5 protein-coding genes are annotated in these 8,330 nt (G+C 71.7%); 2 read left to right on the top strand and 3 right to left on the bottom strand.

Translation table 11 applies throughout. The features are described from left to right. The 3 genes from nifJ to Q1N79_RS17960 form a co-directional block, all read right to left on the bottom strand. A partial coding sequence (gene nifJ / locus Q1N79_RS17970) for a pyruvate:ferredoxin (flavodoxin) oxidoreductase (protein WP_300610347.1) occupies positions 1-2,705 on the bottom strand: 2,705 nt, incomplete at its 3' end. Next, the gene (locus tag Q1N79_RS17965) at positions 2,702-4,330 is read right to left on the bottom strand and encodes an NAD(P)-binding protein (RefSeq protein ID WP_300610345.1); all 1,629 of its coding nucleotides are present in this window, start codon (positions 4,328-4,330) and stop codon (positions 2,702-2,704) included. The genes Q1N79_RS17965 and nifJ, both read right to left, overlap by 4 nt. A gap of 107 nt (positions 4,331-4,437) precedes the next feature. Then, positions 4,438-5,250, bottom strand: coding sequence for an SAM-dependent methyltransferase (locus Q1N79_RS17960; protein ID WP_300610343.1), 813 nt, complete (start codon positions 5,248-5,250; stop codon positions 4,438-4,440). Positions 5,251-5,440: 190 nt separating this feature from the next. Between Q1N79_RS17960 and Q1N79_RS17955 the strand changes: the two genes are divergently transcribed. Beyond that, entirely contained in the window at positions 5,441-6,238 is a 798-nt protein-coding gene (locus Q1N79_RS17955) for an HAD family hydrolase (protein WP_300610340.1), read from the top strand. 334 nt (positions 6,239-6,572) lie between these two features. After that, positions 6,573-8,330: S53 family peptidase (locus Q1N79_RS17950; RefSeq protein WP_300610338.1), on the top strand; the 1,758-nt coding region annotated here is incomplete at its 3' end.

Genomic DNA, 8,330 nt, shown 5'->3' with positions numbered 1-8,330 from the left:
TCGGCGGCGAGCCGGAACCCCAGGCCGAACTCGGCGTTGTCCTCGAACAGCGAGTTCGACCAGGCCGGCCCCTGCCCGGCCGCGTTGTGCGTCCACGGGGTCGTCGGCAGGTTGCCGCCGTAGATCGACGAGCACCCGGTCGCGTTGGCCACCATCAGCCGGTCGCCGAACAGCTGGGACAACAGCCGCAGGTACGGGGTCTCGCCGCAGCCCGCGCACGCGAGGGAGAACTCGAACAGCGGCTGCAGGAACTGCGTACCGCGCACGGTGCCGAAGTCCACCCGGGACCTGTCCACCACCGGCAGCGTCTCGAAGAACGCGACGTCCCGCCGTGTCTTCTGCGGCGAGGCAGGTTCGAGGTTGATCGCCTTGTGCACCGGAGAACCGGGCGTGGAGACCGGGCACGCCTCGACGCACAGCCCGCAGCCGGTGCAGTCCTCGGCGTACACCTGCAGCGTGAACCGCGCGTCCGGCAGCCCGCGCGCGTCGAGCGACGCGGAGGCGAACCCGTCGGGCGCTGGCCCGTCGCGCCCGGCGGGCCCGTCGAGCAGCGCAGCCGGGTAGAACGTGGACCTGATCACGGCGTGCGGGCAGACGAACGAGCAGTTGCCGCACTGGATGCACAGGTCCGGGTCCCACACCGCCACGAGCTCGGAGATGTTGCGCTTTTCGTACTTCGTCGTGCCGCTGGGGAAGGTGCCGTCCACGGGCAGCGCGCTGACCGGCAGCTCGTCGCCGTGCCCGGCCATCATCGCGGCGGTGACCGTGCGCACGAACTCCGGCGCGTCCGCGGGCACTGGGCCGGGAACGTCGGCGACCGCGGTGACCACGGACGGCACAGGCACCTCGTGCAGCGCGGCCAGCGCCGCGTCCACCGCCGCGTTGTTGCGCGCCACCACGTCGGCGCCCCGCCGCCCGTAGGTCTTGGCGATCGACTCCTTGATCGCCGCGATCGCCGCCTCCCGCGGCAGCACGCCGGAAATCGCGAAGAAGCAGGTCTGCAGGACCGTGTTGACCCGCCCGCCCAGCCCTTCGGCCCGGGCGACCCCGCTGGCGTCGACCGCCCACAGGGACAGCTTCTTCGCCACGATCGCCGCCTGGGCCGAACGGGGCAGCGAGTCCCAGACCGCATCGGCCGGGCGCGGCGTGTTCAGCAGCACGACCGCGCCAGGCGCCGCCCGGGAGAGCACCTCGTCCCTGCCGATCAGCTTCTCCTGGTGCACGCCGACGAACCCGGCCGTGCCGGGGCTGATCAGGTACGGCGCGTGGATCGGGGCCGGCCCGAACCGCAGGTGCGACACCGTCTCCGACCCGGACTTCTTGGAGTCGTAGACGAAGTAGCCCTGCGCCTCAAGGCCAGATCCGCCGAGGATCTTGATGCTGTTCTTGTTCGCCCCGACCGTGCCGTCCGAGCCGAGGCCGAAGAACACCGCCCGCACCGTCTGCGGCGGCTCGATGTCCAGCGACGGGTCGTAGGGCAGGCTCAGCCCAGAGACGTCGTCGGTGATCCCGACCGTGAACCGCGGCCGCGGCCGCTCAAGCGACAGCTCGGCGAAGATCCCGGCCACCATCGCCGGGGTGAACTCCTTCGAGCCGAGCCCGTACCGCCCGCCGGCCACCACGGGCAGCCAGGCCCGGGCGCCCGACGACACGCCCTCGGCCAGCGCGGCGACCACGTCCAGGTACAGCGGCTCGCCGAGCGAGCCTGGCTCCTTGGTCCGGTCGAGCACCGCGACGCGCTGCACGGTTTGCGGCAGCGCGGCGAGGAACGCCCCGGCCGGGAACGGCCGGTACAGCCGGATCCGCACGACCCCCACGCGCTCGCCGCGCGCGGCCAGGTACGCCGCGGTCTCGGCGGCGGTCTCCGCCCCCGAGCCCATCACCACGACCACCCGCTCGGCCTCGGGGTGGCCGTGGTACTGCGCCAGCCGGTAGTGGCGATCCCGGCCGGCGCGGGCGCCCAGCGCGTCCATCGCCGCCTGGACGGCGCCGGGTACCCGCGCGTAGAAGGGGTTGACGGTCTCCCGTCCCTGGAAATACGTGTCCGGGTTCTGCGCGGTGCCGCGGATGAACGGCCGGTCAGGCGACAGCGCCCGCGCCCGGTGCTCGCGCACGCTGGACTCGGGCACGAGCGCGCGCAGGTCGTCGTCGGACAGCAGGTCAACGGTGTTGAGCTCGTGTGAGGTGCGGAACCCGTCGAAGAAGTGCACGAACGGCACCCGCGTCGCCAGCGAGGCGGCCTGCGCGACGACCGCCAGGTCGTGCGCCTCCTGCGGGGAGGCCGACGCGAGCAGCGCGAACCCGGTGGAGCGGACCGCCATCACGTCGGAGTGGTCGCCGAAGATCGACAGCCCCTGCGCGGCCAGCGAGCGGGCCGCCACGTGGAACACCGCCGGGGTCAGCTCCCCGGCGATCTTGTACATGTTCGGGATCATCAGCAGCAGGCCCTGCGAGGCGGTGAACGTCGTGGTCAGCGCCCCGGTCTGCAGCGAGCCGTGCGCCGCGCCGGCGGCGCCGCCCTCGCTTTGCATCTCGACGACCGTGGGCACGCTCCCCCACACGTTGCGCCTGCCCGCGGCCGACCACTCGTCGGCCATCTCGGCCATGACCGAGGACGGCGTGATCGGGTAGATGCAGCAGATCTCGTTGAGCCGGTAGGCCGCCGAGACCGCCGCCTCGTTGCCGTCGATCGTCACCCGGGTCATCGCTGCTCCTCCGCAACCATGGAGATCGCCGCCACCGGGCACTGTTCGGCGCACACGCCGCACCCGGTGCAGCGGTCGTAGTCGAAGCGGTACCGGTGCCCGGGGCCGAGCTTGATCACCGCGTCCTCCGGGCAGGAGCCGAGGCAGCCATCGCACTCAAAGCAGTTCCCGCACGACAGGCAGCGGCCGGCCTCGAAGACCGCCGCCTCCGCCGTGAGCCCGCTCATCACCTCGCCGAAATCGGCTACACGAGAAGCCACGGATCGTTCGGACTCATGCCTGGTTGGATCGTCCGCGAAATACCACGGGTGCAAGAGCGGGTAGTCCGCGACGGGATGCCTGCCCGGCCTGGCCTCGACGGCGCCGCGCAGGTACGCGTCGATGTAGCGGGCGGCCTTCTTGCCGTGCCCGGTGCCGACCGTGACCGTCCGCTCCGCGGGCACCATGTCCCCGCCGGCGAAGACGCCCGGGCAGCCGGTCATCATCTGCGGCGACACCTCGACGGTGCCGTCCGCGCGGAACCGCACGCCGGGCACCGCGGCCAGGAACCCGGTGTCGGCGTCCTGGCCGAGCGCCAGGATCAGCGTGTCCGCCCGCAGCGTCTCGCACCGGCCGGTCGGCCGCGGGTACCCGGTCTCGTCGAGCTCCATGACCTCGACGGTCATCTCCGGGCCCTCGAAGTCGGTGATCGTGCGGAGCCAGTTGATGCGGACGCCCTCCTGCTCGGCGGCCGCGGCCTCCTCCTCGTGCGCCGGCATCCGCGCCCGCGTCCTGCGGTAGACGATCAGCGCCTCGTCCGCGCCGAGCCTGCGGGCCGTGCGGGCCGCGTCCATCGCGGTGTTGCCGCCGCCGTAGACGGCGACCCGCCGGCCGAGGACCGGCTGGCCGCCCGCGGCGACCTCGCGCAGGAACGGAACCGCGTCGATGATCCGGCTGGCGTCGCGCGCCGGGATCTCCGCGTGCTTGGACAGGTGGGCGCCGACCGCGACGAACACCGCGTCGAACCCGCTTCTTTCCGCGTCGAGGTCGGTGACCCGGTGGTTCACCGTGAGCCGCACGCCGAGCGACTCGATCCGCGCGATGTCCGCGGCGAGCACGTCACGGGGCAGCCGGTAGGCGGGAATGCCGTAGCGCATCATCCCGCCCGGCTCCGCGCCGGCGTCGCGCACCTCGACCTGGTGCCCGCGGCGGGCGAGATGAAAGGCGGCCGACAGCCCGCTGGGGCCCGCGCCAATCACCAGGACCCGCTTCCCGCTTGGCTCTCCTGTTCTCCCGAACGACCAGTGGCTTCGCGTGGCAAGGTCACCGAGGAACCGCTCGACGGCGTGGATCGAGACGGCGGAGTCAAGCTGCAGCCGGTTGCACACGTCCTCGCACGGGTGATAGCACACCCGGCCGTGTATCGCGGGCAGCGGGTTGTCGCCGGTGAGGATCCGCCACGCCTGCTCGTAGTCCTTGTCCCGCACCGCCGCGAGCCACGCCTGGATGTTCTCCCCGGCGGGGCACGCGTTGTTGCACGGCGGGAGCAGGTCGACGTAGACCGGCCTGCGCGTGCGCACCGGCCCGGCGGCGGGCGCGCCGTGCAGCAGGTCAGGCAGCGGGGTCAGGTCTCGTGCGGCGCTCATGTCTCAACCGTGCCGCCTGGACCCCTCCCCCGGGTAGGGAAGAAGGTCCCGGCAACCTGGGCCTTCCCCCGGGCGGGGCAGTCCAAGCCAGGTGCCGGCTAGCCGGGTTACTGCTTGCGGCCGACCCCGCCGTAGTTGGCCAGCTCCCGGCCGGTGCCCCCGTCCCCGGTTCCCGGCCGCCAGCGGTGCAGTTGCACCACACCGGGCGCCACCAGGTCCAGGCCGTCGAAGAAGCGGCTGACCTGCGCGTGGCTGCGCGCCGTGACCGGGGCGGCCCCCTGCTGGTTGTAGCCCCGCATGGACTGGTTGATCTCGTCGGTGACGTCGCTCGCCGGGTGCGCGATCGCCAGGTAGCTGCCCGCGGGCACGGCGGCAAGCAGCCGCGTCACGATCGCGGCCGGGTCGTCCTCATCGGGTATGCAGTGCAGGACCCCGAGCAGCATGAGCGCGACCGGCCTGCTGAAATCGAGGACGCCGGCCGCCTGCTCCAGGATCGCGCCGGTGTCCCGCAGGTCGGCGTCAATGTAGGCGGTCGCGCCCTCGGGGGTGCTGGCCAGCAGGGTCTTGGCGTGCAGGAGCACGATCGGGTCGTTGTCCACGTAGACGACCCGCGCCTGCGGCGCCGCCCGCTGGGCGACCTCGTGCGTGTTGTTCCCCGACGGCAGGCCGGTCCCGATGTCGAGGAACTGCCTGATGCCCGCCTCGGTGACCAGGTAGTGCACCGCCCGGCCGAGAAACGCCCGCTGCGCGCGGACGCTGACGAGCACGTCGGGGAACGTCGCGATGACCTGCTCGGCGGCTGCCCGGTCGGCCGCGAAGTTGTCCTTGCCGCCCAGCCAGTAGTCGTAGACCCGGGCGATGTGCGGCACGCTCGTGTCGAGCGAGACGCCCTCCCCCGCTGGGTCAGGCTTGTCAGTCACTTGCCCTGCCTTCCCGCGCTGTGCCCGCAAATGCCGTTCGTGGCAAGCCTAGCGCTGCGGCTGTTCGTCGAGCTCGGCCAGGCGCCACGCGCCGACCGCTCGCGCGTAGCCGCTCAGGCGTGACCCGCTCAGGCGTGCCGGGTAAGCGGCGGGTGGGCCTGGCGCCGCCCGTTAGCTAGGCTCGTAGGCTGTGCGAACCTTCCCGCTGCTGGTGGCGACCGACCTGGACGGGACGATCATCCGCGGCGACGGGACCATCTCGGCGCGGACGGTCGCGGCGTTCGGACGGGTCGAGGAGGCGGGGGCGCGGTTCGTGCTCGTCACCGGGCGCCCGCCGCGGGTGATGGCGCCGATCGCGGCGACGTTCGGGCAGCGGGGCACGGCGATCTGCTCCAACGGGGCGCTGACCTACGACATGCGCTCGGACACGGTCACGGCCGGGCGGCTGATCCCGCCGCAGACGCTTGCCCTGGCGGCGCGGGCGCTGCGCGCCGCGGTCCCCGGCATCGGCATCGCGGTCGAGTATCCGGACGGGCGGGCCGCCGACGACGTCTTCCAGGCCATCACGTTCGCCGTTGACACGTCCATCCCCCGGCCGGGCGACGCGCTGCTCTTCGCCAGGCCCGGGGCGAAACTGCTCGGCCGCCACCTCGGATACAGCCCGGACGAGCTGCTCGCGCTGGCCGCCCCGGTGCTCGACGGGCTGGTCAGCGTCTCGCACTCCAACGCCAAGGGCCTGATCGAGGCGGCCGCGGTCGGGGTGAGCAAGGCCACGGCGGTCGCCGAACTCGCGGCGTCCTACGGGGTCGGGCCGTCGTCGGTGGTGGCGTTCGGGGACATGCCGAACGACCTGCCGCTGCTGTGCTGGGCCGGCACCTCCTGCGCGGTCGCCAACGCGCACCCCGACGTGCTCGCCGCCGCCACGTGTGTCATCGGCAGCAACGACGACGACGGCGTGGCGGAGTTCCTTGAGCGCCTGTACCCGTAGCGGCACCGATCGCCGTGACTTCCGCGGGAAATCCCGTGCTTGACCACACCGAAAAAGACACGGTCCGACACGCCAAGCTGACATAATTCTTTCGCGCTGCACGGCCTTCACCTCGACAAACTGTGGCGAGATCTCCCAGGACGGTGCTCACGAAATGATCCGGATAAGGATAAGAAAGGCGCAGCTATCGGCGGCGATAGTGCTGGGGGCGGCAGCGGTCCTGACCCCGACCGCGGCCGTAGCGACCTCCGCCTCAGCCTCTGCTTCCACTGCTCCCGGCCCGAACACGCCCGAACAGGTGGCGACGGGCATCAACGTATCGGATTTGCCAGGTGTGACGGTCTACCCGGGCGTCCCTGCCGGCACCCCGGAGACCGTGTCGTTCATTCTGCGCGAGCAGAATGTGTCCGCGCTGGAAAGCCAGGTTGAATCCGGCGTCAAGAATTACCTGTCGGTCAGCCAGTTCGCCAGCACCTACGGCCAGAGCCAGGCCAATATCTCCGCGCTGACCAGCTACCTGGCGTCCTTCGGCATCAGCACCGACGTGTACGCCGACGACGTCGACGTGGTGGCCACAGGGACCGCGGGCGAGTTCGACCAGGCGCTGTCGGTCACGCAGAACTGGTACCAGGTACCCCAGCAGCCCGGCAGCGGCGGGCTCGGGCCGATCCCGGCGCAGACGGTGTACGGCAACGCGCAGGCGCCGCTGCTGCCGTACCGGCTCGCGAATTTCGTGCTGGCGATCCTCGGGCTGACGAACTACGGCCCGTACAAGAGCCAGGCGGTACACGTGGACACCAGCCTGCTCACTCCGCAGAAGGGCAGCTCCAACTACTGCCTGGCGCTGACCGGCGATCCCGCCGATTGCAACCTGCCGCAGAATTTCGCCGCCGACTACGGGCTCGACGGCCTGTACGCGGCCGGCGCCGACGGCTCCGGGCAGACCCTCGCGATCGTCACGCTGGCCGCGCTTGACCCCGGCCCGCCTGGCTACCAGTGGGCGCCGGACTACTTCTGGTCCGACATCGCGAAAATTCCGCGCACTGGCAGCCTGACGGTGGACAACATCGACGGCGGGCCGGGCGCGCCCAGCGACGCCTCCGGCTCGGGCGAGACCGACCTGGACGTCGAGCAGTCCGGAGGCGTCGCACCTGGCGCGAACGTGATCGTCTACCAGGCGCCCAACACCGACTACGGGTTCGCCGACGCGTTCTTCACCGCGGCCAGCCAGAACATCGCCGCCAGCATCTCCACGAGCTGGGGCGAGTCGGAGACCTACCTGCTCGCGTCGATCCTGGCAGGCCAGGAGGCCGCGACGTACGTGGCCGCGTTCGACGAGGCCTTCCTGGAGATGGCCGTGCAGGGGCAGTCCGGCTTCGACGCCGCCGGTGACGACGGGGCTTACGACGCCACCGGGGACATCGGCACCACCAACCTGTCGGTCGACACGCCGGCGGACAGCCCCTACATCACCGCGGGCGGCGGGACCACGCTGCCGTGGTCCGGCCCGGTCACCGGCCCGGACGGCAGCGCGACCGTGACCGTGCCCGCGCAGCGCACCTGGGGCTGGGACTACCTGTGGCAGGCGATGGCGAAGGTCAACGGCGTATCGCTGGCCGATGCCGCGCAGACCGCGGTCATCGGCGGCGGCGGCGGGTTCGCGGCGCTCGAGCCGATCCCGTCCTACCAGCAGGGAGTGGCGGGTATCGACAGCTTCCACGCCGTGCAGTACCTGACGCCGACCGACTACCAGACGATCGTCGACGGGCTGGTCGAGCCCACCGCGTTCGCGTTCAACCCCACGCCAACCGTGACCACGGGCAGCGGCACCGGCCGCAACGTCCCCGACCTGTCCGTTGACGCGGACCCGTTCACCGGGTACCTGCTGTACGAGCCGTCGTTCGCGGCGATAGACGAGCCGGTGCTGCAGGGCGGCTGGGGCGGCACGAGCTTCGTGGCGCCGCAGCTGAATGGCTCCACCGCGGTCATCGACTCCTACCTCGGCCACCGGGTCGGGTTCTGGAACCCGTACATCTACGCCGCCGCGGTCAGCGGGGATTCCCCGTTCACCCCGCTGAGCTCGGCGAGCACC

It is taken from the genome of Trebonia sp. (genome assembly GCF_030042015.1).
Classification (GTDB): Bacteria; Actinomycetota; Actinomycetes; order Streptosporangiales; family Streptosporangiaceae; genus Trebonia.
This window is presented reverse-complemented; position numbering and strand designations above follow the sequence as displayed.